The organism is Caballeronia sp. INML2, from assembly GCF_023631365.1.
GTDB lineage: Bacteria > Pseudomonadota > Gammaproteobacteria > Burkholderiales > Burkholderiaceae > Caballeronia > Caballeronia turbans.
The window spans coordinates 19,736-44,547 of the sequence record NZ_JALQDH010000082.1; the positions used below are offsets into that span (position 1 = coordinate 19,736).

The following is a 24,812-nucleotide window of genomic DNA, read 5'->3' on the forward strand; positions in this document are numbered from 1 at the left end:
ACGACTCTACGCTGAGTTCCCGTGCGTCGCGCCGATGAACCGCTCACCGCCGCGCTTCCGTCGCCATCCGCACCGCGAGACCGGCGAGCACCGTGCCCATCAGCCAGCGCTGAATCAGAAGCCATGCGGGCCTGCGCGCCAGAAAGACCGCGATCGATCCGGCGGTCATCGCGACGATCGAATTCACTGTGATGCTCAGCATGATCTGCACGACGCCGAGCGCGAGCGACTGGCCGAGCACGCCGCCGTGCGCGGGGTCGATGAACTGCGGCAGCAGCGACAGATAAAGCACGGCGATCTTCGGATTCAGCAGGTTCGTGACGAAGCCCATCGTGAAGAGCTTGCGCGGGCTATCGACAGGCAAATCGCGCACCTGAAACGGCGAGCGCCCGCCCGGCTTGACCGCTTGCCACGCGAGATACAGCAGATAGAGCGCGCCGCCGAAGCGCAGCGCGTCATAGGCGAACGGGATCGCGATCAGAAGTGCGGTGATGCCGAACGCCGCGCACAGCATGTAGAACACGAAACCGAGCGCCACGCCGCCGAGCGAGATCAGCCCCGCCGTGCGACCCTGGCAGATCGAGCGGGAGATCAGATAGACCATGTTCGGTCCTGGCGTGAGCGCCATCCCGAGCGCGACGAGAGCGAATGCGAGCAGTTGCGGCGTGTGAGGCATCGGACGGCTCCGGCTGAAGAGATCGATGCATCTTCTCGTGCGATACGCCGGGTCGCCAGATACAAATTTCAAGGCGCCCGTCGATACACTTGAGCGAAGCCGAAATACATCTGCAAGGCACCGTCCTGCATGAACCTCAACGCGTCACGATCTGCCTCAACGCATGCCGCCGCTCGCGATAAGGCTTTCGCCGGTCATCCAGCGCGCATCGTCGGATGCGAGGAATACCGCGATCGATGCGATATCGTCCGGCTGGCCGAGGCGTCCGAGCGGCGTTTGCGCGAGCGCTGCCGCATCCAAATCGGAGCCGATGATGCCCGCGCTATGCGTGCCTTCGGTCACCACGACGCCCGGATTGATCGAGTTCACACGGATCTTTCTCGCGCCGAGTTCGCGCGCGAGGACGCCGGTGATCGCATCGACGGCGCCTTTCGTGCCGCTGTACACCGCGCTCGTCGGCGGCGTGATTCGGGTCACGACCGAACTGACGTTGATGATGCTCGAGCCTTCGCCGAGATGCTTCGCTGCGGCCTGCGTCGTCAGAAGCGTGCCGAGAACGTTGATATTGAACTGCTTATGGAAGTGCTCTTCGGTGATCTCTTCGAGCGCTGCGAACTCGTAGACGCCCGAGTTGTTCACGAGGATATCGAGGCGTCCATAGGTTTCGATCGCTGCATTCACGATGCCCTGCGCATCGGCCGCCTTCGACACATCGCCGCCGACGGCGATCGCCTTTCCGTTCGATGCAGTAATGTCCGCGACGACCGCATCCGCGCCCGCCTTGCTGCTCGCATAGTTGACGACGACCGATGCGCCTTCCGCCGCGAGCGCCTTTGCAATCGCCGCACCGATACCTTTGGACGCGCCCGTGACGACCGCCACCTTGCCTGCGAGTTCGCTCATGATCGAATTCCTTGAAAAGATTATTTAATGCCCGGAGTGGCTGGTTGTGCCGGTGGCAAAACCGCCGTGACAGCTCTCAATGTAGACATCTCTTCGAACACGATAAAGCAGCGTAGAGTGAAAAGACTTGCGGGCTCATGCGAATAATCGAACATGGGAGCGTCTTAGTCATGAACACGTCACCACACGACACGCATTTCGCCGGCCATATTCCCGAGCTTTACGATCGCTATCTCGTGCCGATGCTCTTTGCGCCCTGCGCAGGCGATATCGCGCGCCGCGCCGCGGCGCTCGAACCATCGCGCGTACTGGAAACGGCCGCAGGCACCGGCGCGGTCACGCGCGCGCTGGCGCACGCGCTGCCCGCGCATGTCGATATCGTCGCGACCGATCTGAATCAGGCGATGCTCGATCGCGCCGCGATGACGCATATCGGCAGAACGGTGACGTGGCAGCAGGCCAATGCGTTGCAATTGCCTTTCGACGATGCGAGCTTCGATATCGTCGTCTGCCAGTTCGGCGCAATGTTCTTTCCCGACAAGACGGCCGCGTTCGCGCAGGCACTTCGTGTGCTGCGGCCCGGCGGCGCACTTCTCTTCAACGTGTGGGACCGCATCGAAGAGAACGAGTTTGCCGACACGATTACCGCCGCGCTAGGCCGCCTCTTTCCCGCCGATCCGCCGCTTTTCATGAAGCGCACGCCGCACGGCTATTTCGATCGGGACGCGATTTCGCACGACCTCGCAGCCGCGGGCTTCGATGCGAAGCCGCGCTTCGATACGATCACGCAACGCAGCCGCGCATCATCGGCGGACGTGGTCGCCATCGCTTATTGCCAGGGCACGCCGTTGCGCAACGAGATCGAAGCGCGCACCGGCGCGAGTCTGGAAGAGGCGACATCGGCATGTGCCGAAGCCATCGCGGCGCGCTTCGGATCGGGTCCCGTCGCTGGAAAGATTCAGGCGCATGTGATCGTCGTGCAGCGCTAAGGCGTGACGCCGCGGCCCAGCACGCGATCGAGCCATGCGATCAGCGCATCCGGTGCGCATCGCGCGCTTCGAAAGCCGATATGCCCATCCGGCCTCACGGCCCACACCATGCCGTGCTTCGCACCGAATGCATCGGCGAACTCGCCTGCGTTATCGCTCAGCGTTCGATAGTCTTCCCGCGCAGGCTCGAACGACGCCGCGTTCGCCACCTTCGGCGACACGATCGACACCGCGCTCGCCGCCGGGCCGAGCGCTGCGCGCCACGCATCGACGGCCGCATCGAACGCGGCGATGCGGGCTGCATCGGCATCGTCGTCCAAATAGCCGATGAGCGTGTGACGTCCGCGCCCGAGATGATCGTGCAAGCGCTGCGCATGTCCGATGAACGCCTCCACGAGACCGCCGGCCTGCGGCGCGCGATCGCCGGGCGCGGGCAATGCCGCGTCCATGTCGGGACATTCATCCATGACGATCGGACTGCTGCCGCGATAACCCACGAGCAGTTGCGTCTCGCGCATCGCGGGCTTGATTTCGCCGTGCGCGAGGACCGTGTTCAACGCGCGGCTCGTCGATTCGACGACATCGAGCCCGACCGGCCGCCGCTCCGCTTCGTAGCTGTCGAGCAGCGCTTCATGCGCGACGCCGCGCGCCGCCAGCGTGAGCTTCCATGCGAGATTGTGCGCGTCCTGCAAGCCGGTGTTCATGCCCTGCCCGCCGACGGGCGGATGGATATGCGCGGCATCGCCGGCAAGAAACACCCGCCCGCGCGCATAGTGCTGCGCGATCCGATGACTCACGCGATACACCGACGACCAGCGCATCGACGAAAGCCGCGTGCCCTTCGGCAGGATCGGCAGCATGATGCGTTCGATCTCGTTGAAATCGGGCGTGGAATTCAGGCCGTGCCGGGCGGCATCGTCGGGGAGCAGAACCATCGAGAGGCGATAGCGGCGCGCGGAGCCGCGCACCGGCAGCGCGGCGAGCGTGGTCGCCGCCGCGCCGCCCTCGCCCGACACGTTGAAGCGGTACATGCGGCCGCGCGGCAAATCCCAGTCGACATCGACATCGGCGAGCATGAAGGTCTGCGGATACTGATCGCCTTCATAGGCGACGTTCAACTGCCGGCGCACCGTGCTGCGCGCGCCGTCGCAACCGACGAGCCAGCGGCATCGAACGGTACGGCTCTCGCCGCATGCGTCCTGTATGCGCGCGTCGATCACGTCGCCGGATTCGGTGAAATCGACGAGCGTCGCGCCGTATTCGACGTGCCCGCCATTGCGCGCAAGCGCCGCTTCCAGAATGCGCTCGGTCTCGAACTGTGCGAGCGACAGCGCGCCATACGGCAGTCCGGCGCGCGGCACCTCCGCGCTGAACGCGAGCGCGCCGTCCTGAAACGTATCAGCACCCGTGATCCACACACCCGCATCGATCGCGTCGCGCGCGATACCCAGATTCTCGAAAATCTCCAGCGTGCGCGCCGTCACGCCGAGCGCCTTGACGAAGAAGACGCGCTCGTCATGCGCGTCGATCACACGCGCCTTCACGCCATCGCGGCGCAGCTCGGCGGCGAGCATCAAGCCGACGGGGCCCGCGCCGGCAATCAGCACATCGGTCTTATCGAACATGGTGCGATCTCTCCTGAGGAAACCGGCGAATGCCAATGCGCGCGACGTATCTTTTGTCGGCTGTCGTCAGGGAGAATAACCGTTAAGCGCTTGGCTGTGGCACGCGCGTCAGCCGCCAAGCGGCCCCACGCGCAGGCCGATCGCGCAGCCCGCCGCGATGACGGCGAGCACCGTCGCCGCGATCGTCACGTAGACATAGTTTCGTTGCCGCGCGAACACGGCGAGCATCACGACGACGCGCAGCACCGGCAGCAGAATGAACAGCGCGACGCCCGCCGTCAGCGCCTTCGTGCCGATGACCAATCCCGCGCCGGTCAAGACGCACGCGGCCCATGTGCCGCACTGAAAAAAGCGCGCGAGCACCCGATCCATCGAAGCCGGCGTGAAGTCTTTCATCGACCCGCACGCTCCAGAAGATCGATGCCGAATCCTTGCAGGAACATCTGGCACGCGACGAGCAGCAGCATCGACAGAAACAGCAGACGCAGGCGTTCGCTGCGGACTTTCATCAGCACGCGCGCGCCCGCGATTGCACCGATCACCGAGCCGAGCGCAACCGGCCCCGCGATGGCGCTCACGATCTCGCCGCGCAGAAAATAGGCGCTGGCGCTCGCGGCTGCGGTCACACCGATCATGAAGTTCGACGTCGCGGTCGATACCTTGATCGGCAGGCGCAATGCGTTGTCCATCGCCGGAATCTTGAGGATGCCGCTGCCGATGCCGAGCAGCGCGGAAACGACGCCGGCCGCGTACATCAGCGTGAGGCCGGCGGGCACGCGCCGCACTTCATAAGCGACATCCCGGCGCAGCGTGCTGTCCGGATAGCTCGAGTGAAGATCGAGCGCGGCGGCGAGTCCTCGCGATGGAATCGGCCTCGACATGTCGGCGTGCTCTTCGCGGCGACTGAACATCTGCCACGCCGATACGACCAGCACGCCCGCGAAAAGAAAGTTCAGCGCGGCCACAGGGACGATGCCCGCGAGCAGCACGCCCGTCAGCGCGCCGAGCGTCGTGCCGGTTTCGAGCACGAGGGCGAGCCGCACGTTGGTCAGGCCGGCGCGCAGGAAGGCCGCAGCGCCGCCGCACGAACATGCGATCACGGACACGATGCTCGTGCCGATGGCCGCATGCATGTCGATATGAAAGAACATCGTGAGGATGGGCACGATGAACAGCCCGCTCGCCATGCCAAGCATGCCGCCCGCCGCGCTCGCACCCATGCCCGCGCAGAAGAGCCAGAGGGTTGCTTCGAAGCTCATCGAATCGGTCTCGGTGAAGTATCGCACGTCATCAATATAACATGTCATAACAAGTGGAGAAAGCAGCGGACGGATGAAGGCCGATCGTCTCGCGCTATGATTCGCCATCGCACGACAAAAACGACAGCCGAACATGGCCCGACGAAGCAAACAGGAAGACATCCAGGCGGAGACCCCTGACACCACGGAAGATGACACGTCGCCCGGCGGCGGCTCCAGCTATCTCGTGCCGGGCCTCGAACGCGGCTTGCGGATCCTTGCCGAGTTCTCCGCGCGTGAGCCGGTGCTGGGAGCGCCCGAGTTGTCGCGACGCATAGGCATTCCGCGCACGACCACGTTCCGTTTGCTGCAAACGCTCGAAGCGCTCGGCTTTCTCGAACGAGTGAACGGCGACCGCAACTTCCGGCTGGGCGTCGCCGTGCTGCGGCTTGGTTTCGAATACGTGAACTCGCTCGAACTGACCGATCTGGGCACGCCGATTCTGGAGCGTTTGCGCGATGCCACCGGTCTATCGACGCATCTCCTGATCCGCGATCAGCGCGATGTCGTGTTCGTCGCGAAAGCGCAAAGTCATGAGCCGCTGTTCAGCTCGGTGAAGGTGCATGTCGGCACGCGGCTGCCCGCTCATGCGACCGTGCATGGACATGTGCTGATGGGCGATCTTTCGCTCGCCGCCCTCAAGGCGCTCTATCCCGAAGCGCAACTGGAAAAGTACACGGAGCGCACGCCCGCGACCGTCGACGAACTTTTCGAACGCGTGCAGGAGTGCGCGGCGCTCGGCTATGGATTGAGCGAGGCATCGTTCGAGCGCGGGATATCGGTCGTCACCGCACCCGTGCGCGATCATTCCGGCGCGATCGTCGCGGCCGTGACCGCGACGGTGCCGCGCTCGGACATCGGTGCGGAGGATGAGAAGTCGCGACTCGTCGAAATGATCTGCGCTGCTGCGATGGAGCTTTCCACGCGGCTCAACTATCGGCCGGCGCCGGATGATCCCACCGCTGCGCTTGCTTGAATTTCGCTTTTTTTGCCGGATCCCGGTTTCTTTCCGGTTTATTAGCGATTAGCGCCGCCCTCCCCAGGGCAACGCTGATTCCACGAAAAAAGTGCTGTCAGAACGAGTGATGAATACCCGCTAGCACGATGACCTGATTCGCGGTGCTCGACACGCCCGCCGTGAAGAACGCGGCCTTCGCACCGCCGGTCGCGTGCTCGTACAGCGCGTTCACATAGAGTTGCGTCGATTTCGACAACATGTAGATATCGCCGATTTCAAACTGCGTCCAGCGGCCACCCGCGAAGGTCGTCGTGGCCGCGCCGCCGGCAATCCAGTTCCACGCGACCGGCTTGAAAGTCAGCCCCGCATCGTATGACTGGAACGTGTCCGACTGACCGTTCGATTGCAACTTCACGCGCGTATAAAGACCGTGCACCACGAACTTGCCGATCTCATACGACGCGCCCGCGCCCATCACTTCCTGCTTGTCCGCCATGTATGTCGCGGCGGGCTGGCCCTGGAAAGTCGTAAGACCGGTCGTCGCGATTGCCGGCGTGCGATTGTGCTCGTTCGAATAAGTGGCCGCCGCCTTGAACGGACCGTTCGCATACGTGATGCCGAAGCCGTAGTTGCGGCCCGTCGAGAAGTTCGTCGTGTTGCCGAGGCCCATCATTGCGCCGGCGGAAAAGCCGTAGAAATTCGCCGAGCGGAATTTCACCGAGTTGTCGTAGGGCACGACGCCGGTGTCCGCGAGCTGGTCGATGTTGCCCGGATGGAACGCATACCAGCTCGCCGCGAGATACGCGGTGGAGAGGGGCCCGAGCATGTCGAAGCTGAACGGCGTCTGATGACCGAGCGTCAGCGTGCCGACGTTCTCCTGATCCAGCCCGAGATACGCCTGACGATTCCATAGCGTGCCGGCCTTCGCGAAATTGCCGCTGTTGGTATAGAAGCCGTTCTCCAGCTGCGCAACCGTCTTCAGGCCACCACCCAGATCTTCGACGATACGAAAGCCCCAGCGGTCTGGCTGCATGTTGCCCTGCTCCTCCATCCATTTCGGATGGCCGCCGACATTGTTGATATATGCGATGCCGGCATCGAGGCTGCCGTAAAGCGTGACCGTGCTCTGCGCGGCCGCCCCGGTCGCAACCCCGGCTCCGATGAGCCCCGCTGCAATGATGTGCTTCACCCTTCGCTCTCCTAACCGTGTGGTTCAAGGGCGGGCTGTGCCCGCTGTCCCGTTGCGGCTTGTCGCCGTTACTGCGCTTTATCCCGGTTCCCGATGGCCCTGCTTCGCACCGTCCGGGAGGCGTCTTGTTGATCGCCCGTTATGTTCCATATATGGATCAACGTACTGCCTATGGAAAGTATAGTGAGGTTTGCAGCGCCAAAACAATAAATTTTCAGACGACCTCGGGTAGACCCTTAAGGCACGTCGGATGCGTCTCGTTCGTAGCAAAAAGAGCTTACGAATCAATGTCGAACGGACGTTTATACGTCAGATCAGACGTAAGACGAACGCCTGAACGACCAGCAATCTAGTGTTTTCACCTAGATATCCACTTTTTTATTTTCCCGGGCTCAGACCACTCCTATAATGCCCATACACGAACTGATGTTCCTTTAGTGGAACACAGACGAACCAGAGGAAAGGGTGAGAGATGTCTGAACAATGGCGCTGCGCCGGGCATGCCGGCGATCTGTCGGAAGACGCACCGATCGAATTCAAGCTCGACGACGGCGCGGAGATCGGTATCTACAAAGTGGGCGACGAGCTGTATGCGCTCGAGAACATCTGCCCGCACGCATACGCGCTGCTGACGCAGGGTTTCGTCGATGGCGACACCGTCGAATGTCCGCTGCACGAAGCGGTGTTTCACATCCCCACGGGCAAATGCCTGAAAGAGCCCGGCGGCCGCGACCTGAAGACGTATTCGGTGCGCCTCGCCGGCGAGGAAATCCAGATCAAGGTGGCGTGACATGGAAAAAGTCGTGAACTTCAACCCGCATCTCAAGCCGTGGCTCGCGCCGCAGCCGAACAACGTCGCCGGCAAGGGCGTGATCGAGAAGCCGGGTCAGACCGAGAACTTCATCTGGCAAACGCGCAAGGCCGAGCCGACGCAATACGAAAACGACCTCGGCGATGCGCTCGAACGCGTCTTCGAAGCGGGCGCGCTGGAACTGGAGCAAGTGGTCGCGGGCTTGAACAAGGACGGCTTTCGCACGCCGGAAGGGACGACTTGGACCGCCGAGCGCCTCGTCACCGAGCTGCGCACGCTCGCCGATTAAAGAAGGAGCATTCCCATGACGTCCTCTCAGCAGACAACCGTCGCCGTCGATCCCGTTCAGGCTTATCTCGATCGCGGCTTGCGCAATTACTGGTATCCCGTCGCGCCTGGCTGGCAAGTGGCGAACGCGCCCATCGGCCTGACGCGCCTCGGCGATCAGATCGTCCTCTGGCGCGACAACGAAGGCAAAGTGCACGCGCTCGAAGACCGCTGCCCGCATCGCGGCGCGCGCCTGTCGCTCGGCTGGAATCTCGGCGGCAGCGTCGCGTGCTGGTATCACGGCATCGAAGTCGATGGCAGCGGCACCGTGCAGAAAGTGCCCGCCGTGTCGGCATGCCCGCTCGAAGGCCAGAAGTGCGTGAAGTCGTATCCGGTCGAAGAACGCGCGGGCGCGATCTTCCTCTGGTTCGGCGACGACGCCAACAAGGAACCCGCGCCGCTCGTGCTCCCCGAAGAACTCGTCGGCGATGAATACGCGAGCTTCCTCTGCATGTCCCACTGGAAGTGCAATTACCAGTACGCGATCGACAACGTGATGGACCCGATGCACGGCGCTTATCTGCACGCGACATCGCACTCGATGGCCGAAGGCGACAAGCAGGCCGACATGCGCGTGCGCAAGACCGAAACCGGCCTCATGTTCGAGAAGGTGAATCAGCGCGACGTGAACTTCGACTGGGTCGAGCTGGGCGAAACCGGCTGCCTGTGGATGCGCCTCGCGATTCCGTACAAGAAGAAGTTCGGTCCGGGCGGCAACTTCGGGATCATCGGCTTCGCCACGCCCGTCGATGAAGACAACTGCCAGGTCTATTTCTGGCGCACGCGCAAGGTCTCGGGATGGCAACGCGATGCGTGGCGTTTCCTGTATCGCAATCGTCTCGAAGGCCTGCACTGGGCCGTGCTGGAACAAGACCGCTACGTGCTCGAAAGCCTCGCGCCGAACGCGCGCGATCACGAGTTCCTCTATCAGCACGATGTCGGCATGACGCGTGTGCGCCGCATGCTGAAGCAACGTGCGCAGCAGCATCTCGCCGCCCTCGACGCGCTTGCGAAGAACACGGAGCACGTTCATGCGTGATGCGCTCGACGGCCGCCGCGTGCTGGTCACAGGCGGCGCTCGCGGACTCGGCGCGGCGTTCGTCCGGGCGCTCGTTGAGCGCGGCGCGCACGTCGCATTCGGCGATGTGCTGCATGCGGAAGGCGAGGCGCTCGCGCGTGAACTGCCCGAAGCGCACTTCTTCCCGCTCGATCTGAATGAGCCGCAGAGCATCTCCGCATTCGTCGATGCAAGCGTGAAAGCGCTGGGCGGCCTCGACGGCCTCATCAACAACGCCGCGATCACGAACTCGGGCGGCAAGTCCGCCGATGAACTCACGCCGCAAACGTGGGACGCCGTGATGAACGTCAACGTGCGCGGGTCGTGGCTCATGAGCGTCGCGTGCCTGCCGCATCTGAAGGCATCGGGGCGCGGCGCGATCGTGAACATCGCATCGGATACGGCGTTGTGGGGCGCGCCGAAGCTGCTCGCCTACGTCGCGAGCAAGGGCGCCGTGATCGCGATGACGCGTTCGCTCGCCCGCGAGTTCGGCACGAGCAACGTGACCGTCAACGCGATCGCGCCCGGCCTCACCGAAGTGGAAGCCACCGCCTACGTGCCCGCCGAGCGCCACGAGTACTACCTCAAAGGCCGCGCACTGACGCGCGCGCAAACGTCCGACGACGTGAACGGCCCCGTGCTGTTCCTGCTCTCGGATGCGGCGCGCTTCGTGACGGGCCAGTTGCTGCCGGTCAACGGCGGCTTCGTGATGAATTGATTCGCTCTATACAGAACCTGGAGAAAGCAATGGCAGATGCCGACATCGAACGTAAATCGTGGGATCAGCCCGCCGACGCGAGCTTCGAGCAATGGATGAACTCGCGCGTCGCGCGGCTCGAGACGCGCCGCTACGACTGGGACGCGCTCAAGTTCCAGGCCGATTACGACCCGAAGTATCGCCGCGCGCAGATGCGCTATGTGGGCACGGGCGGCACGGGCGTCGCGAAGGACATGAACACCGTCCCCGCAGGCAGCTTCACGTTTTCGACGATGGTCATTCCCGCCGGCAACATCGGGCCGAGCCATATTCATATCGACGTCGAAGAGATTTTCTTCGTGCTGCGCGGAAAGATGAAGGTGATCTGCGAGAAGGACGGACAGACGTGGGAAGCCGTGCTCGGCGAGCGCGATCTCATCTCCGTGCCGCCTGGCGTGTATCGCACGGAAATCAACATCGGCGACGAAGACGCGCTGATGTGCGTGATGCTCGGCGCGTCGAAGCCCATCACGCCGACGTATCCGCCCGATTCGCCCTTGGCCAAGCTGAAGCGCTGAGACTGCGATGAACATCGAGACGCTCGCGCGTTTTCCGGACATGCACATCGATACCGCTCAGGGCATCACGGGTTATCGCGAGGCAGGTGCGTCGCATCTGCGCACCCTGCCCGTCGTGCTGCTGCACGGGATCGGCTCCGGTGCGGCGTCGTGGGTTCGGCAACTCGACGCGCTCGGCGCGACGCGTCGCGTGCTCGCGTGGGATGCGCCGGGTTATGGCGTGTCCACTCGCGTCGCGAATGAATCGCCGGTTGCGGCCGATTATGCGCACGCGTTGTCCGCGTGGCTCGATGCGCTCGGCGTGAATCGCTGCGTGCTCGTCGGCCATTCGCTCGGCGCGATCATCGCGGGTTCGTTCGCTGCACATGCGCCGGAGCGTGTGGCGGGCTTGCTGCTGATTTCGCCCGCTGCAGGTTACGGCGCGGCCTCGAAGCAAGTGCGTGAATCGAAGCGCGATGCACGTTTGAAGATGCTCGACGAACTCGGCGCGCAAGGACTCGCACGCGAGCGCAGCGCGAACATGGTTTCGCAATATGCCGATGACACCGCGCGCGAATGGGTCCGCTGGAACATGGCGCGCATCGTCCCCGAAGGCTACGCGCAAGCGACGCATCTGCTCGCGAACGCGGACCTCGCAGCGGATATCGCGCGCTTTCATGGACGCATCGCGGTGGCAGTGGGCGCGGACGACGCGATCACGCCGCCCGCTGCGTGCGCGCCGATCGCGCAGGCCGCGCACGTCGGCCTGCAGGTCATTCCGCGTGCCGGCCACGCGGGTTATGTCGAATCCCCCGCCGTCCATACCGCGCTGATCGACTCGTTTTGCCAGGGCATCGAATGTCACATTAAAGACGGAGTACCGCAATGACATCCATTGCCACGGAAGAAGCCGATAAAGGCGAACCGACTTACATCGTGCCGGGGCTCGAACGCGGACTGAAGATCCTCACCGAGTTCTCGCCGCGCGAGCCCGTGCTCGGCGCGCCGGAACTGTCGCGGCGCCTCGGCATTCCGCGCACGACGGTGTTCCGGCTGCTTCAGACGCTCGAATCGCTCGGCTTTCTGGAGCGCGCGGACAAGGACCGCAACTACCGCCTGGGCGTGGCCGTATTGCGCCTCGGCTTCGAATACCTGAGCTCGCTCGAACTGACCGATCTGGGCCTGCCGATCATCGAGGCGCTGCGCGATGCGACCGGTCTCACGAGTCACATCCTGATTCGCGATGGCCGCGATGTCGTCTTCGTCGCCAAGGCGCAGAGTCACGCGCCGATCTTCAGCTCGGTGAAGGTGAACGTCGGCACGCGCCTGCCCGCGCATGCGACGACGCACGGTCACGTTCTGATGGGCGATCTGTCGCTCGATGAATTGCGCGCGCTGTATCCCGAACAGCATCTCGAGCGCTTCACGAAGTCGACGCCCGAAACCGTGGAAGAGCTGTTCGAGCGCGTGAAGGAAGACGCCGAACGCGGCTACGCGACGAGCCAATCGTCGTTCGAGCGCGGCATTTCGGTCGTCACCGCGCCGGTTCGCAACGACACGGGACGCATCGTCGCCGTCATCACGACAACGATCCCGCGTCCGGAAATCGATGCCGCATTGCTCGAAAGCGGCCTCATCGACAAGGTACGCGAAGCCGCCGATGCGCTCTCGCTGCGTCTCAACTATCGCCCGGCCGCGCGCGCAAGTGCATCGAGCCGATACATGAAGTCTCTGGGGTTGCAATGATTCAGATCGATCTTTCAGGGCAGGTCGCCGTTGTCACCGGCGGTTCGTCGGGCATCGGCTTCGCGACGGCGCGCCTGTTTTTGCAGGCGGGCGCATCGGTCGCCATTTGCGGACGCGACGCCGAACGCCTCGAAGCCGCGCAAGCCGCGCTCGCGACAGAATTCCCGCAGGCGCAATTGCTCGCTGCACGTTGCAATGTGCTCGATGAGAACCACGTGAACGCCTTCGCCTCACGCATCGAGGCGCGTTTCGGCCGCGTCGACATGCTCGTGAACAACGCGGGACAAGGCCGCGTGTCCACCTTCGCCGATACGGCCGACGACGCCTGGCGCGACGAACTGGAGCTGAAGTACTTCAGCATCATCCGCCCGACGCGCGCCTTTCTGCCGATGCTCAAAGACGCGCCCGCGCCCGCGATCGTCTGCGTGAATTCGCTGCTCGCGTTGCAGCCGGAACCGCACATGGTCGCGACCTCGTCGGCGCGCGCAGGCGTGCTGAGCCTCGTGAAGTCGCTCGCGACGGAACTCGCGCCGCAACGCATCCGCGTGAATTCGATTCTGATCGGCATCGTCGAATCGGGGCAGTGGAAGCGGCGTTACCAGGATTATCTCCAGCAAGCACAAGACCCGCGCCAGAGCTGGCAGGAATGGACGGGCGAGCTCGCGCGCAAGAAAAACATTCCGCTCGGCCGCTTCGGCCTGCCCGAAGAAGCGGCTCAGGCGCTCTTCTATCTCGCAACAACGCTGTCGTCCTACACGACCGGCAGCCATATCGATGTTTCCGGAGGCTTTGCTCGTCATGTCTGAAAAAACCACGGTCGGCGAACTGATCGCCGCGTTTCTCGAACAATGCGGCGTGCGCACGGCGTTCGGCGTGATCTCAATTCACAACATGCCGATTCTCGATGCGATCGGCCGCCGCGGCAATATCCGCTATGTGGGCGCACGCGGCGAAGCGGGCGCGTTGAACATGGCCGACGGCCTCGCGCGTGTCTCGGGCGAACTGGGCGTCGCATTCACGTCGACGGGCACCGCCGCCGGCAACGCGGCCGGCGCAATGGTCGAAGCCCTGACCGCGGGCACGGCGCTGCTCCACATCACGGGGCAGATCGAAACCGAATATCTCGATCGGGATCTCGCGTATATCCACGAAGCGCCCGATCAACTGACGATGCTGCAATCCATCTCGAAGGCCGCGTTCCGCGTGCGCACGGTCGAAACTGCACTGCCGACGATCCGCGAAGCCGTGCGCGTCGCGCTGACTGCGCCGGCCGGTCCGGTGAGCGTCGAGATTCCGATCGACATCCAGGCCGCCGCAATCGAATGGCCCGCCGATCTGGCCGCGCCGCACGTCGGCACGCTCACGCACGACAGCCTGCGCGTGAAGCAGCTCGCCGATGCGTTGACGAACGCCAGGCGCCCGCTGCTGTGGCTCGGCGGCGGCACGCGTCATGCGCGCAGCGCGGTCGAGCGGCTGGTCAAGCTCGGCTTCGGCGTGGTGACGAGCGTGCAGGGGCGCGGCGTGCTGCCCGAAGATCATCCGGCGACGCTCGGCGCGTTCAACGTGCATCCGTCGGTCGAAGCGTTCTACAAGACGTGCGATGCGCTCGTCGTCGTCGGCTCCCGTCTGCGGGGCAACGAAACGCTGAAGTACAAGCTCGCGCTGCCGCAACCGCTCTATCGCATCGACGCCGATGCGCTCGCCGACAGCCGCGGCTATCGCAACGAACTGTTCGTGCATGGCGATGCATCGCGCGTGCTGGACGAACTCGCGACGCTGCTCGAAGGCCGCATCCGTGTCGATCCGGCGTTCGCGGGCGATCTCGCCGCCGCGCGCGAAACGGCGGTCGCGGAAGTATCGAAGGGGCTGGGACCGTACAAGCGCCTCGTCGATTCCCTGCAACGCGCGGTCGGCCGCGATTACAACTGGGTGCGCGACGTCACGATCTCGAACAGCACGTGGGGCAATCGCCTGCTCAAGATCTTCAATCCGCGCGCGGGCGTGCATGCGCTCGGCGGCGGCATCGGCCAGGGCATGCAGATGGCGATCGGCGCGGCGCTTTCGGGCGCGGCGAAAAAGACCGTCGCGCTCGTCGGCGATGGCGGCCTCATGGTCAATGTCGGCGAACTCGCCACGGCCGTGCAGGAAAAAGCCAACGTGATGATCGTGCTGATGAACGATCAATGCTATGGCGTCATCCGCAACATTCAGGACGCGCAGTACGGCGGACGCCGCATGTTCGTCGATCTGCATCAGCCGGATTTCGCGCAGTTCTGCGCGAGCCTCGGACTCACGCATCGCCGCATCACGTCGCTCGATCAGGCCGATGACATCGTGCGCGAAGGGCTCGCCATCGACGGTCCGGTGCTCGTCGAAGTGGACATGCTGTCGGTCGGCTCGTTCGCGACCGCGTTCGCCGGCCCGCCGGTGAAGAGGGAAGAACCGAAGGAGCCGGAATATGCGTGATCCACGTCACGCGCCGCATGCGCTCGATATCGCGATGATCGGCTTCGGCGCGATCGGCTCGGCGGTGTTTCAGGCGCTCGAAAACGATCCGCTCGTGCGCATCTCGCATGTCATCGTGCCGCAGCGCGATCGCGCGCACGTGCGCTCGGTGCTCGGCGACCGGGTCGATGTCGTCTCGCACGTCGAGTCGCTCGCGAGCCATCCCGAGTTCGCGCTCGAATGCGCGGGACACGCGGCGCTCGTCGATCACGTCGTGCCGCTTTTGAAGTCGGGCACGGATTGCGCGGTCGCGTCGATCGGCGCGCTGTCCGAAGCCGGCCTGCTCGATGCGCTCTCCCGCGCCGCCGATGAAGGCGCGGCCACGATCACGCTGTTGTCGGGCGCGATCGGCGGCGTCGATGCGCTCGCCGCCGCGAAGGAAGGCGGCCTCGACGACGTGCAGTACACCGGCCGCAAACCGCCGCTCGGCTGGCTCGGCACGCCCGCCGAAAGCGTGTGCGATCTGAAGTCGCTGACCGCGGAACAGGTCATTTTCGAAGGGACCGCGCGCGACGCCGCACGGCTCTATCCGAAGAATGCGAACGTCGCGGCGACCATCGCGCTAGCCGGCCTCGGCCTCGACGGCACGCGCGTGAGACTGATCGCCGATCCGGCTGTCGAGCGCAACGTGCATCGCATCGTCGCGCGCGGCGCGTTCGGCGAGATGTCGCTCGAAATGTGCGGCAAGCCGCTGCCGTCGAATCCCAAGACATCCGCGCTCACCGCGTTCAGCGCGATCCGTGCGTTGCGCAATCGCGCCGCGCGCTGCGTCATCTGAAGGAGTTTTGAACGATGAATCATCCCGACACTTCGCTCGTGAGCTCCGGCGATATCTTTCTCGGCGGCGAATGGCGCAAAGGACGCGGCAATCCGTACGCGAGCATCTATCCCGCCGATCAGACCGTCAACACGGAAATCAGCACGGCGAATGCCGACGATGCGCGCGAAGCCGTCGAGATCGCGGATCGCGCCTGGAGGAAGGCGGACTGGGCCGGCCTGAAGCCGCATCAGCGGGCGGCCGTTCTGCATCGCATCGCCGGCCTGATCGAAGCGCGTCACGAAGCGCTCGCGCACTTGCAGCGGCGCGACAACGGCAAGCCGGTCAGCGAAACGCGCGCCCTCGTCACGAGCGCGGCGAACACGTTCCGCTACTTCGCGTCGTGCCTCGAAACGCTCGAAGAAGAACTCACCCCCTCGCGCGGCGACTATCTGACGATGAGCGTGCACGAGCCGCTCGGCGTCGTCGCGGCGATCACGCCGTGGAATTCGCCGATCGCTTCCGACGCGCAGAAGCTCGCGCCCGCGCTCGCCGCCGGCAACGCCGTCGTGCTGAAGCCCGCCGAAGTGACGCCGCTCGCGTCGCTGGCGCTTGCGCGCATCTGCGAGGAAGCGGGGGTGCCCAAGGGCGTCGTCAGTGTGTTGCCGGGCAAGGGCTCCGTGATCGGCGATGCACTCGTGCGCCATCCGCTCGTGAAGAAAGTCGCGTTCACGGGCGGCACGGAAGTCGGCCGCGGCATCGCGCGGCTCGCCGCGGAAAAGCTGATGCCCGTATCGCTCGAACTCGGCGGCAAGTCGCCGACCATCGTCTGCGCCGATGCCGATCTCGATCACGCGGTCAATGGCGTGCTGTACGGCATCTTCAGTTCGTCGGGCGAATCGTGCATCGCGGGTTCGCGGCTTTTCGTCGAACGCAAGGTGTATGGCGAATTCATGGCGCGGCTCGTCGATGGCGCGCGCAAGCTGCGCGTCGGCGACCCGGCGCGCGAGAACACGCAGATGGGCCCGCTCATCACGGGGCAGCATCGCGACAGCATCGAGCGCTTCGTCGCGCTCGGTCTGGAAGATGGCGGCACGCTCCTGTGCGGCGGCGAACGCCCGACGGGCGATGGCCGCGAAAAAGGCTTCTTCTACCTGCCGACGATCATCGAAGGTCTCACGAACGACGCGCGCATGTGTCAGGAGGAGATCTTCGGACCAGTGCTCGCCGCCCTGCCCTTCGACGACGAAGCCGCGCTTCTCGAACAGGCGAACGACAGCGTGTTCGGCCTCGCGGCAGGCATCTGGACGCGCGACTACAAGCGTGCATGGAACATGGCGCGTGCATTGAACGCCGGCACGGTCTGGATCAACACCTACAAGCAGTTTTCCATTTCGACGCCCTTCGGCGGCTGGAAAGACAGCGGCATGGGACGCGAGAAAGGCCGCCTGGGCCTGCGCGAATACATGCAGCAGAAGAGTCTCTACTGGGGCTTGAACGACGCCCCGCTGCCGTGGGCGAACTGAAGGAGTTGCCATGACGATTCTTGGCATTGAACGCATCACTTACGGCGTGACGGACCTCGACACCTGCCGGCGCTTCTTCGCCGACTGGGGCCTGAAGGAAGTCGCGCATGATGAAACCCGCGCGCGTTTCGAAACCCTGAACGGCTGCGAAGTGCTGCTCGCGCTTGCCGATGACCCCGCGCTTGCGCCCGCCTTCGAAGCGGGTCCGACGCTGCGCGAAGTCACGTGGGCCGTCGCGACGCGCGAAGAACTCGACGCACTGCGCCAACGCTTCGCGGGCCAGCCCGGCCACTTCGAAGCGGATGACGCAATTGGCTGCATCGACCCGAACGGCATGGCGATACGCGTCGAAGTCACGAAGAAACGCGACATCGACGTGAAGGGCTCGCCCTCGAACGTGTGGGGACAAACCTTGCGCGTCGATACGCCGAGTCCTGTCTACGAGCGCGCGGAGCCGGTGGAAGTGGGGCATGTCGTGTTCTTCACGAACTGCGTCGCGGAGCAGGAGAAGTTCTATCACGAACTGCTCGGCTTCGAGACCTCGGATCGTTATCCGGGCCGCGGCGCGTTCATGCGCTGCGCGCCGCACGGCGGTCATCACGATCTGTTTCTTCTGCAATTGCCCGATGGCAAGCGCGGCCTGAATCACGTCGCGTTCACCGTGCGCGATATCCACGAGGTCTTCGGCGGCGGCCTGCACATCAGCCGCTGCGGCTGGACGACGCAGCTCGGGCCGGGACGTCATCCGGTTTCGTCGGCGTATTTCTGGTACTTCAAGAATCCGGCGGGCGGTCTCATCGAGTATTACGCCGATGAAGACGTACTCACGCCCGAATGGCAACCGCGCGATTTCGAGCCTGGCCCGACCGTGTTCGCGGAGTGGGCCGTCGATGGCGGTCTCGACGGCAACACGCGCCGCCAGAAAGACGCGAAGGCGCCGGAAGGCAAGTTCATGACGGAGCGCAAAAATGGCTGATCTCCAAACGGTCGTGGTGATCGGCGGCGGCCAGGCGGCGGGATGGATCGTGAAGACGCTGCGCAAGGAAGGCTTCGATGGCCGCCTCGTGATGATCGCCGACGAGATTCATCTTCCCTATGAGCGGCCGCCGCTGTCGAAGGCCGTGCTCGCAGGCGATGCCGATATCGACACCGTGCGGCTCGTCGATCACGACGCGTTCGCCGCACTGAACGTCGAAGCGTGGCAGCCGGAATGCGCGGAATCGATCGATCGCGACGCGCGCATCGTGCGCACCGCGAGCGGACGCGAAGTGCACTACGACCGCCTCGTCATCGCGACCGGCGGGGCGGCGCGGCGGCTGCCGGCCTCGCTCGTGCAGACCTCGCATCTCGCCTATCTGCGCACGCTCGACGATGCAATGCTCATCGGCAAGCGCCTGCGCGAAAGCCATAGCAAGCGCTTGCTCGTGATCGGCGGCGGATGGATCGGCCTGGAAGTCGCGGCGACTGCGAAGAAGCTCGGCGTCGATGTCACGGTCGTCGAAGGCGCGCCGCGTCTGTGCGGACGTTCCGTGCCTGAAAGCGTGTCTGATTTCCTGTTGAAGCTGCATCGCGATAACGGCGTCGATGTGCGGCTGAATGCATCGCTCGTGTCGCTCGACGACTATGGCGACGGCGTGCGCGCGCAACTCGCCGACGGCACGACCGTAGAGGCCGATTTCGCGGTCGCGGGCATCGGACTGAAGCCGCATACGGGAATCGCGGAGCGCGCGGGCATCGACGTGAACGACGGCATCGTCGTCGATGAATTCGGTGCGACGAACGATGCGCACGTGTTCGCGTGCGGCGATGTCGCCAATCATCCGAACGCGTGGCTCAAGCGCCGCGTGCGCCTCGAATCGTGGGCGAACGCGCAGAACCAGGCAATCGCGACGGCGCGCGCGGTGCTCGGCGTGCGCACGCCGTATGCCGAGATTCCGTGGTTCTGGTCGGATCAGTACGACGTGAACCTGCAGATTCTCGGCGACGTTCCGCCGGGCGCCGTGCCCATCGTGCGCGGCGATCTGGACGCGCGTCGCGCATCGCTGTTCTTCTTGGATGGCGATGCATTGCGCGGCGTGATCGCGATCAACGCGACGCGCGATCTGAAGGTCGCGAAGAAATGGATGAGCCAGGGGCGCGCGGTCGATATCGCGGCGCTCGCGGACACGGCGAAGGCACTCGCATAACACACGGACGGGAGCAGGCATGAGGAGCATGGGCAATACGGCGGTTCAACACGGCGGCACCGCCACGACAGTCGCCGACGCGGCCACTGCCGCTCACGCGGTCACGAAGGGATCGATCATCGCGCGCATCGAGCGCCTGCCCGCCAACGCGATGCAGGTGCGCGCACGTATTCTGATCGGCGCGGCAACTTTCTTCGATGGGTTCGATGTCATCGTCATCGCGGCGACGCTGCCGCTGCTCATCCAGAAGTGGGGGCTGACGCCGGGGCAGGTCGGCTTTCTGATCGCGTCGGGATCGATCGGGCAACTGATCGGCGCGTTCCTGTTCCCGTCGCTCGCGGAACGTTATGGACGCGTGCGTTCCATCGCGTGGAGCTCGGGCATCATCGGCCTGACGAGCATCGCGTGCGGTTTCGCGCCTTCGTTCGCGGTATTCGTCGCGTTGCGGATCGTGCAGGGACTCGGGCTTGGCGGCGAATTGCCCGTCGCGGCGACTTACATCAACGAGATCACGCGTGCCCATGGGCGCGGCCGTTTCGTGCTGCTCTACGAGATCGTGTTCCCGATCGGCCTGCTCGCATCGAACGCGCTCGGCGCATGGGTCGTGCCGCGCTTCGGCTGGGAAGCGATGTACTTCATCGGAGGCGGGCCGCTCGTGCTCTTCTTCCTGCTGCGCGCGCTGGTGCCGGAATCGCCGCGCTGGCTCGGCGAACGCGGCCGCATGAGCGAAGCCGGCGACGCGCTCTGCGCGTTCGAAGCCACCGTGAAGCAGCCGCTGCCGCCGCTCGGCAATCTCGCCGATTTCGAAGCGATGGCGAACCGTCATCCGAAGCGCCGCCGCCTGGATCTGATCGGACCGGCGTATCTCAAGCGCACGATCGCGGTCGCGCTCTTGTGGATGACGTGCGGCGTGCTCCAGTACGGCCTCTCGACGTGGCTGCCGACGATCTACAAGACCGTCTATCACGCGCCGTTGCAACTCGCGCTGAATCTGGCGGTGGCGGCTTCCGTGCTCGGCGTGATCGGCTCGCTGACGTGCGCGCTGATCGTAGACAAGGTCGGGCGCAAGCCGGTCATCAACTGGTCATTCGTGTTGTGCGCGGTGTCGCTCGTGTTCGCGGGCGTGTTCGTCACGCAGTCGGTGTATGTGGTCGCAACCTTCTGCGCCCTCGCGCTCGGCTTCATGGCATGCGGCTTCATCACCGCTTATGTGTATACGCCCGAGCTTTATCCGACGAGCATCCGCGCGTTCGGATGCGGCCTCGGCGGTGCATGGCTCAAGATCGCGGCGATCTTCGCGCCGGCGCTCGTCGGCAAGACGCTGATGGGCGGGAACATGAATGTCGCGTTCTATGCGCTCGCTGTCGTGCCGCTCGTCGCGGCGGTCGCGGTGCATTACATGGGCATCGAAACGAAGGGCAAGGTGCTGGAGCAGCTTGAAGTGTGATGCTTTGCTGTTCAGGGCCGGCGCTTTGTATCGCCGGTCCTGAACTTGGCGCTACTGGAATTTGACGGGGACGGGCCGCGTCAGCAGATCGACATAGAACTTGAAGAATCGATCGTTGTCGTAGCGCGTCACGTAGGTGATCTTCAGCGGCGACGCACCGGCCTGCGGCGCGTCCGGATACACCTTCACATGTCCCTGATCCTCGCCGGGCGTCGTGTCGATGTCGAGATACGCGCTTTGCGTCTGCGTCGCGTAAGTCGGATCGAGGAAATAACCAATCGTCAGCGTGTCGTAGATATCGGTGTTCGTCGAGAATGCGCCCGCGTTCGCAATCGCGTAGACCTTCGTCACCGCTGTCTGTCCCGTCGGCGGATTGACGATCTGGTTGTAGACCGATTCGGTGAGCGGCACGGTGTTGGTCACGTCGAGAGGAATCACTCTCTGCGGGATCGTCGTCTGCAAAAGCGTCCGTACCGCGACGGGATCGAACCACCAGTTCAGTTCGCCCACCGCGTTCGCGTTGCCCGGCACGTTCATCGCGCCGCCCATGTAGACGATTCCCTTGATGAGCGGAACGATCTGCGGTGCTTTGCGCACGGCGGTCGCGAGATTGGTCGGCGGCCCGACTTCGATGATCGTCACCTGGTTCGGATAGCGCTTGACCGTATCGACGATGAAGTCGGCGGCGCTCTGGCTTTGCAGCTTGGCCGATGTTGCGAAGCCGTCCGGCGGCGCGCTCAGTTGCGACTGGCTGGTCGGCTCGGGACGCATCCATGCGCCGAAGTAGCCGTTCGGATTCGCGGCCTGCTGCGCGCGAATGCTCGCGACATCGTATTGCAGCGGATAATTCGCGCCGGCATAGACGCCGACCTTGTCCTGCACGCCCATGCGCTCGACCGCCTTCAGTGCGTCGGCTTCTTCCTGCAGCAGCCAGTCGTTGCCGGTCACGACGCACAGGCCGAGCAGATTGACCTTGCCCTCGCCCATCAGTTGCGTCGACATGGCGAAGAGCTGGCCGTCGTCGCCCATCGTATTGAAGTCCGAATCGATGATGATCTTCGGCGCGCTGGAAAAGGCGGGTTGATTGTCGTCGTCGGAGCCGCCGCAACTGGCGAGCATGGAGGTGATGACAACAGGAAAGATCAGGAATGCCGCGCTGCAACGTCGCATGATGTCGTCTCCCGAATCGAATTGTGTAGTCGGTGCGCCGTTGCATGGCGCAAGTCATTCTACGATCGATCGGAAGCGCGCGTCGGACGGCCCTGAAACGACGACGCCGGGACGGCCCATGAGCCGTCCCGGCGTTTCACACGATGCGCTATCGCGAGAATCAGCTCTTCGCCTTGGGCATCTGCGAAACCAGCGACAAGCCGATGTCCATGCCTTCCACCTGGAAGTGCGGCACGATGAAGAGCTTGATGCGGAAGAAGCCGGGGTTGTCCTCGATGTCCTCGACCATCACCTTCGCCTCACGCAGCGGATGCGACGCCTGCAACTCGTCGCCCGGATCCTTCATCTCGGTGACGAGGCTCTTGATCCAGTTGTTCAGTTCGAGTTCGAGCAGACGCCGGTCCTTCGTCGTACCGATGTTCTCGCGCTGAATCAGCTTCAGATAATGCGCGATGCGCGAGAGCAGGAAAATGTACGGCAGGCGCGCATTGATCCGGCTGTTCGCGGTCGCTTCCTTGGTCTCATACAGCGCGGGCTTTTGCGTCGAGTTGGCCGAGAAGAAGCACGCGAAATCGTGGTTCTTGTAGAACGAGAGCGGAATGAAGCCGAGATTCGCAAATTCGAATTCACGCGTTTCGGGAATCAGCACTTCGGTCGGGATCTTCGGCTGCACGCCGGTGCCGAGATCGTACAGGTGCACCGGCAGATCCTCGACCTTGCCGCCTGCCTGCGGACCGCGGATCTGCACGCACCAGCCGTTGTTCACGAAGCTGCGCGTCATGTTCGCCGCGAACGCGAAAGACGCGTTCACCCACAGATAACGATCGTGGTCCGGACCCTTCACCTGCTCTTCGTAGTTGAAGGCGCGCACAGGCGTGGTGTCCTTGCCGTACGGCAGGCGGCCGAGCACGCGCGGCATCACGAGGCCGACGTAGCGTGCGTCGTCCGTGTCGCGGAAGCTCTTCCACTTGATGTACTCGGCACGGTCGAAGTAGTTGCCGATGTCCTGAATCGCCGCGACTTCTTCCATCGATTTCTTGCCGAAGAAGGCCGCACCCACCGCACCGATGAACGGCATGTGCGCCGCCGCCGCCACCTTCGAGATATTGCGCAGCAAGGCCACGTCCTGCGGCGAGTTGGCGAATTCGAAGTCGCTGACGAGCGCGCTGATCGGCTGGCCGCCCGGCGTATCGTATTCCTCGATGTAGGTCAGGCGATACAGGCCGCTCTGAATCAGTTCCGGCGCGTCGTCGAAGTCGCGGATCAGCGCGTCCTTCGACACGTCCAGCACTTCGATGCGCGCGTTCTTGCGGAAATCCGTGCGCGACACGAGCATCTTCAGGCCACGCCAGCGGCCTTCCAGCGCCTGAAACTCAGGGTTGTGCATCACCGAATCGAGCTGTTTGCTGATCTGGCGGTCCAACTGCCCGATGAAGAAATCGAGCAGCGACTTGTCGAGACGGTCCACGGGCTTGCTCGTCTGCGCGACGAGGTCGAGGAACGCGCCCATGCCGCGCGCGAGGCGCTCGTCGGCCGACGCTTCGGAAAGCATGTCGTTGTCGCGAAATGCCTCGAGCGGACGCGCCTGTTGCACCGGGCTCAGGTTGATCTTGTTGCACAGCGATGCATAGACGCTGTCGCCATACGACTCTTGCGGAGCGTCGAGCACGACGGATTCGCCTGCGGCGCTTGCGCGGACTTCTTTCTTACTCATCGATTGTCCTGTCTGGGAAGCTTGTCGGTTGAAGGCTGAAGGGGCTCAGGCGTGGCCTTCGGGCTGCGTCGCCGCCGTCGCGATCTGCGAGAGCTCGCCGCGCAGCTTGTCGGAGAGTTCCTTGTTCTTCAGGATCTTTTCGAACTCGCGACGGAACGTACCGTTGTCCAGCAAATTCGATTTCAGATCGCGCAGCAGATTACGCACGGCGAGCAGCGCCTGCAGTTCCGGGATCTGCCGGGCCACCTGCTCCGGCTCGAAGTCCTTCATCGAGCGGAAGGAGAGGTTCACCGGCATGTCGGAGCCGTCGTTCGCGAGCGTGTTTTCGGTGGCGAATTTCAGGTCCGGCGCGTAGTCCGCCAGAACCGCGTCGAAGTTGTTCTTGTCGATATTGACCTTCTTGCGCTCGGAAAGCGGCGCCTGCTCGCGTCCCGCGCTGAAGTCGCCCGCGACGAGCAGCTTGAGCGGCAATTCGACCTTTTTTTGAGCGCCGCCGGTATGCAGATCCAGCGTGATCGAAACACGGCTCTTGGGAATCTCCCTCTGAAAGCTATCCATCAATAATCCTTATCAAATAGATGACATGCATCTCAATATAGAGAAAGCGGGACCGCAGTTTTTGGGGCTGCCCGACCGAGCGAAGCAAACCCAGTCTACGAATTTGACTGTTCGAA

Annotated in this window: 25 protein-coding genes; 16 read left to right on the forward strand and 9 right to left on the reverse strand. The window is 63.9% G+C overall.

Features of this window, described 5'->3' with window-relative positions; all coding sequences use genetic code 11:
- Positions 1–43: 43 nt before the first annotated feature.
- Together NCT32_RS28445 and NCT32_RS28450 are read right to left on the reverse strand one after the other, a co-directional pair.
- The gene (locus NCT32_RS28445) at positions 44–676 is read right to left on the reverse strand and encodes a LysE family translocator (RefSeq protein WP_061119459.1); all 633 of its coding nucleotides are present in this window, start codon (positions 674–676) and stop codon (positions 44–46) included.
- Positions 677–832: 156 nt separating this feature from the next.
- Positions 833–1,579: a glucose 1-dehydrogenase gene (locus NCT32_RS28450; protein WP_250490786.1), complete on the reverse strand. Its 747-nt coding sequence runs from the start codon at positions 1,577–1,579 to the stop codon at positions 833–835.
- A 170-nt stretch (positions 1,580–1,749) separates the two neighbouring features.
- On the opposite strand from NCT32_RS28450, the gene NCT32_RS28455 reads away from it, so the two are divergent.
- Complete coding sequence (locus tag NCT32_RS28455) at positions 1,750–2,568, forward strand: class I SAM-dependent methyltransferase (protein ID WP_250490787.1); 819 nt, start codon at positions 1,750–1,752, stop codon at positions 2,566–2,568.
- On the opposite strand, the gene NCT32_RS28460 is transcribed toward NCT32_RS28455, so the two are convergent.
- From NCT32_RS28460 to NCT32_RS28470, 3 genes are all read right to left on the reverse strand, one after another.
- A complete protein-coding gene (locus NCT32_RS28460; RefSeq protein WP_250490788.1) occupies positions 2,565–4,193 on the reverse strand; it encodes an FAD-dependent monooxygenase in 1,629 nt (542 codons plus the stop codon). The genes NCT32_RS28455 and NCT32_RS28460 overlap by 4 nt on opposite strands.
- 108 nt (positions 4,194–4,301) lie before the next feature.
- Positions 4,302–4,589: a DUF1634 domain-containing protein gene (locus NCT32_RS28465; RefSeq protein WP_250490789.1), complete on the reverse strand. Its 288-nt coding sequence runs from the start codon at positions 4,587–4,589 to the stop codon at positions 4,302–4,304.
- Entirely contained in the window at positions 4,586–5,452 is an 867-nt protein-coding gene (locus tag NCT32_RS28470) for a sulfite exporter TauE/SafE family protein (protein ID WP_250490790.1), read from the reverse strand. Before NCT32_RS28470 ends, NCT32_RS28465 begins: the two co-directional genes overlap by 4 nt.
- 133 nt (positions 5,453–5,585) lie before the next feature.
- Between NCT32_RS28470 and NCT32_RS28475 the strand changes: the two genes are divergently transcribed.
- Entirely contained in the window at positions 5,586–6,467 is an 882-nt protein-coding gene (locus NCT32_RS28475; protein WP_061119463.1) for an IclR family transcriptional regulator, read from the forward strand.
- A 97-nt stretch (positions 6,468–6,564) separates the two neighbouring features.
- On the opposite strand, the gene NCT32_RS28480 is transcribed toward NCT32_RS28475, so the two are convergent.
- On the reverse strand, positions 6,565–7,638 hold the full coding sequence (locus tag NCT32_RS28480) for a porin (RefSeq protein WP_061119464.1): 1,074 nt from the start codon (positions 7,636–7,638) through the stop codon (positions 6,565–6,567).
- A 472-nt stretch (positions 7,639–8,110) separates the two neighbouring features.
- Here NCT32_RS28480 and NCT32_RS28485 point away from each other — a divergent pair, with 472 nt between their 5' ends.
- From NCT32_RS28485 to NCT32_RS28550, 14 genes are read left to right on the forward strand one after another with little or no spacing between them, the layout of a single operon-like run.
- Entirely contained in the window at positions 8,111–8,428 is a 318-nt protein-coding gene (locus tag NCT32_RS28485) for a non-heme iron oxygenase ferredoxin subunit (RefSeq protein ID WP_250490791.1), read from the forward strand.
- 1 nt (position 8,429) lies between these two features.
- Positions 8,430–8,738 (forward strand): recombinase-like helix-turn-helix domain-containing protein, encoded by a 309-nt coding sequence (locus NCT32_RS28490; RefSeq protein ID WP_250490792.1) that lies wholly within the window; start codon positions 8,430–8,432, stop codon positions 8,736–8,738.
- Positions 8,739–8,753: 15 nt separating this feature from the next.
- The gene (locus NCT32_RS28495) at positions 8,754–9,815 is read left to right on the forward strand and encodes an aromatic ring-hydroxylating dioxygenase subunit alpha (RefSeq protein WP_061119466.1); all 1,062 of its coding nucleotides are present in this window, start codon (positions 8,754–8,756) and stop codon (positions 9,813–9,815) included.
- Positions 9,808–10,551, forward strand: coding sequence for an SDR family oxidoreductase (locus tag NCT32_RS28500; protein ID WP_061119467.1), 744 nt, complete (start codon positions 9,808–9,810; stop codon positions 10,549–10,551). The genes NCT32_RS28495 and NCT32_RS28500 overlap by 8 nt, the downstream gene beginning before the upstream one ends.
- 29 nt (positions 10,552–10,580) lie before the next feature.
- Positions 10,581–11,108, forward strand: a complete 528-nt coding sequence (locus NCT32_RS28505) for a cupin domain-containing protein (RefSeq protein WP_061119468.1) — start codon at positions 10,581–10,583, stop codon at positions 11,106–11,108.
- Between the two features lie 7 nt (positions 11,109–11,115).
- Positions 11,116–11,976, forward strand: coding sequence for an alpha/beta fold hydrolase (locus NCT32_RS28510; RefSeq protein ID WP_409241547.1), 861 nt, complete (start codon positions 11,116–11,118; stop codon positions 11,974–11,976).
- Entirely contained in the window at positions 11,973–12,833 is an 861-nt protein-coding gene (locus NCT32_RS28515; RefSeq protein ID WP_061119470.1) for an IclR family transcriptional regulator, read from the forward strand. The genes NCT32_RS28510 and NCT32_RS28515 overlap by 4 nt, the downstream gene beginning before the upstream one ends.
- Positions 12,830–13,639, forward strand: coding sequence for an SDR family oxidoreductase (locus tag NCT32_RS28520; RefSeq protein ID WP_250490793.1), 810 nt, complete (start codon positions 12,830–12,832; stop codon positions 13,637–13,639). The genes NCT32_RS28515 and NCT32_RS28520 overlap by 4 nt, the downstream gene beginning before the upstream one ends.
- The gene (locus NCT32_RS28525; protein ID WP_250490794.1) at positions 13,632–15,299 is read left to right on the forward strand and encodes a thiamine pyrophosphate-binding protein; all 1,668 of its coding nucleotides are present in this window, start codon (positions 13,632–13,634) and stop codon (positions 15,297–15,299) included. The genes NCT32_RS28520 and NCT32_RS28525 overlap by 8 nt, the downstream gene beginning before the upstream one ends.
- Positions 15,292–16,116 carry an aspartate dehydrogenase gene (locus NCT32_RS28530; RefSeq protein WP_061119473.1) on the forward strand — a complete coding sequence of 275 codons (825 nt, stop codon included), beginning with the start codon at positions 15,292–15,294 and terminating at the stop codon, positions 16,114–16,116. Before NCT32_RS28525 ends, NCT32_RS28530 begins: the two co-directional genes overlap by 8 nt.
- Before the next feature lie 14 nt (positions 16,117–16,130).
- Positions 16,131–17,621 (forward strand): aldehyde dehydrogenase, encoded by a 1,491-nt coding sequence (locus tag NCT32_RS28535; RefSeq protein WP_250490795.1) that lies wholly within the window; start codon positions 16,131–16,133, stop codon positions 17,619–17,621.
- Positions 17,622–17,631: 10 nt separating this feature from the next.
- On the forward strand, positions 17,632–18,597 hold the full coding sequence (locus NCT32_RS28540; RefSeq protein WP_250478052.1) for a VOC family protein: 966 nt from the start codon (positions 17,632–17,634) through the stop codon (positions 18,595–18,597).
- Positions 18,590–19,807: an NAD(P)/FAD-dependent oxidoreductase gene (locus NCT32_RS28545; RefSeq protein ID WP_250490796.1), complete on the forward strand. Its 1,218-nt coding sequence runs from the start codon at positions 18,590–18,592 to the stop codon at positions 19,805–19,807. Before NCT32_RS28540 ends, NCT32_RS28545 begins: the two co-directional genes overlap by 8 nt.
- A gap of 28 nt (positions 19,808–19,835) precedes the next feature.
- Complete coding sequence (locus NCT32_RS28550) at positions 19,836–21,254, forward strand: MFS transporter (protein ID WP_061119477.1); 1,419 nt, start codon at positions 19,836–19,838, stop codon at positions 21,252–21,254.
- Positions 21,255–21,305: 51 nt separating this feature from the next.
- Here the strand turns inward: NCT32_RS28550 and NCT32_RS28555 are convergent, their stop codons facing one another.
- From NCT32_RS28555 to tssB, 3 genes are all read right to left on the reverse strand, one after another.
- The gene (locus NCT32_RS28555; RefSeq protein ID WP_250490797.1) at positions 21,306–22,424 is read right to left on the reverse strand and encodes a nucleoside hydrolase; all 1,119 of its coding nucleotides are present in this window, start codon (positions 22,422–22,424) and stop codon (positions 21,306–21,308) included.
- Between the two features lie 160 nt (positions 22,425–22,584).
- Positions 22,585–24,138, reverse strand: a complete 1,554-nt coding sequence (gene tssC, locus NCT32_RS28560) for a type VI secretion system contractile sheath large subunit (RefSeq protein ID WP_061119479.1) — start codon at positions 24,136–24,138, stop codon at positions 22,585–22,587.
- A gap of 45 nt (positions 24,139–24,183) precedes the next feature.
- A complete protein-coding gene (gene tssB, locus NCT32_RS28565) occupies positions 24,184–24,696 on the reverse strand; it encodes a type VI secretion system contractile sheath small subunit (RefSeq protein WP_061119480.1) in 513 nt (170 codons plus the stop codon).
- Between the last annotated feature and the right edge of the window lie 116 nt (positions 24,697–24,812).